Below are 1,226 nucleotides of genomic sequence, written 5' to 3' on the forward strand. Positions count from 1 at the left end.
GCCTGTCGGACTTAAGGCTGTCCTACTGCGGTTGCAATAAATTGGTCTAAAAATTTCTTGCAATCCTCACTACGGACGCTTAAGTCCGACAGGCTGCTAGATGGTCGTGGGCTTAAGAAGAGCGCAGCATCGGAGTATGATTTCCATGGTCTTGCCATTGTCTGGCAGTCAGTCAGACAATGGCAGGCAGGGACAAGTGTATGACTGTTGGCGAGGACCGGCTGTTTGAAGTTGATTTTTAATCGTTCAAACCCGGAAAGTTACCTATGGAGTGGTGAAGATCGGGTCAGAAAAAAGAACTTTTTTAATTTAAAGTTGTCGAAATAAATATAGATATTGAGTAATTAACAAAGATGTAATTATGAATCTAACAAGCCATATTTCACATTACCTGTCGTATTTATCAATACCTTCTCTAACTTCCTGCTTTTATAGTTACTGGGCAGGAAGGAAAGTCGACCAAATGGTCCGATTGCCTGAGTGTACCTATACATCTCTATCTTTAAAAGCCTTGGAAAGTGAGGATTATACTGCTCTCTCCGCACGCACCATTTGGGATAAAGCCAAAAGCAGCAGCAATATTAACATCTACGAAGATGACCCAACAAAATTAGAACGTAATAACCCCGGTAAAGGAATAGATACTGCCATGTCGGATACCGGCTTTTCAAAAGGCATTCATATTCTGGATATTGAATGGCCGACCGGGATGCGAGGTACTCATCCGGTGATTGGGGTCGCACTGGAAGGATCCCCTAATCAAGGAATAGGTTACAGAAATCTTCTTGGCGGCACAGAGTCATCATGGGGCTGGGATATAAAAAGCAAGGAACTGCTTCATAATGGTCAAATTATAGGCAATTACCCCGAAGATAAATCAAATGGATCATTTGATGTGCCCGAAAAGATAAGCTGTATAATTGATATGAATGCAGGAGTTATAGGCTTCAAAATCGGCGGGAAATATCTGGGAGACGCATTTTCGGGGCTAAAGCATAAAACTGTTTTCCTGGCTGTGTCCGTTGTTCGGACAAGCACAGCAATCTCTGTCAACTATATCAAAGGCTCTAATACCACTCTTTCGCTACAAGATCTGTCAAAGCTGGCAATAAGAAAGCGGGTTAAATTTGAAGAGCAAATTGCCCAACTTCCTACTGCTCCACCATTAAAGAGATTCATTGCCGATCAGGAAATGACCGACGCTGATGGCAACGATGATAATACTG

1 protein-coding gene is annotated in these 1,226 nt (G+C 42.6%); it reads left to right on the top strand.

All coding sequences use genetic code 11. The features are described 5' to 3' along the window. Positions 1-463 precede the first annotated feature (463 nt). Positions 464-1,226 (top strand): SPRY domain-containing protein (locus KDK16_RS04605; protein ID WP_257274902.1); only part of this gene is annotated, 763 nt, incomplete at its 3' end.

This window comes from Endozoicomonas sp. SESOKO4, from assembly GCF_024606275.1.